General features: G+C 63.7%; 2 protein-coding genes. Both read left to right on the top strand.

From position 1 onward, the window contains the following. The first annotated feature begins 18 nt into the window (after window positions 1-18). Window positions 19-537 (top strand): Hcp family type VI secretion system effector, encoded by a 519-nt coding sequence (locus tag NJH59_RS25375; protein ID WP_043859617.1) that lies wholly within the window; start codon window positions 19-21, stop codon window positions 535-537. A gap of 87 nt (window positions 538-624) precedes the next feature. Continuing rightward, on the top strand, window positions 625-809 hold a 185-nt coding region (locus NJH59_RS25370; RefSeq protein WP_253087470.1), incomplete at its 3' end, for a hypothetical protein.

The following is an 809-nucleotide window of genomic DNA, read 5'->3' as shown; positions in this document are numbered from 1 at the left end:
TGCAAGGAGCAAACCCCCATGGCAACACCTGCCTACATGTCCGTCACCGGCACCAAACAAGGCCTGATCACCGCCGGTGCCTTCACCGCCGATTCGGTCGGCAACACCTACCAGGAAGGCCACGAAGACCAGGTCATGGTCCAGGGCTTCAACCACGAAGTGATCATCCCGCGCGACCCGCAGTCCGGTCAGCCGACCGGCCAGCGCGTGCACAAGCCGGTGGTCATCACCAAGGTCTTCGACAAGGCGTCGCCCCTGCTGCTGGCCGCGCTGACCTCCGGCGAGCGCCTGACCGAAATCGTCATCCACTGGTACCGCACCTCGGCGGCCGGCACCCAGGAGCACTATTTCACCACCAAGCTCGAAGACGCGATCATCGTCGACATCAAGGACTACATGCACAACTGCCAGGACCCGGCCAACGCGCACTTCACCCACCTCGAAGACGTGCACTTCACCTACCGCAAGATCACCTGGACCCACGAAGTGTCCGGTACCTCCGGCTCGGACGACTGGCGTACCCCGGTCGCCGGCTAAGCCTGCGTTAGTTCACTGCCCCGGCCAGCCAGCATGGCCGGCCGGGGCAGCCTGTCACCCCAGTTTTTGCAGCGGGAGGAACATCGGATGTTCTCAGCGGCCAACCAGCCCCATTTCACCCTGACCCTGGACGGGGTCGACAGCGACTTTCAGGTGCTGTCGTTCAGCGGGCGCGAAGCGCTCAGCCAGCCGTTCGAATTCGAACTGGAGCTGGTCAGTGAACGGGCGTCGCTGAACCTCGAATCCCTCCTGCACACGCTCGCCTTCCTGCA

The organism is Pseudomonas sp. VE 267-6A, assembly GCF_024126555.1.
Classification (GTDB): Bacteria; Pseudomonadota; Gammaproteobacteria; order Pseudomonadales; family Pseudomonadaceae; genus Aquipseudomonas; species Aquipseudomonas palmensis.
The sequence above is the reverse complement of the archived record's forward strand: the minus strand, read 5'-3'. Positions and strand labels throughout refer to the sequence as shown.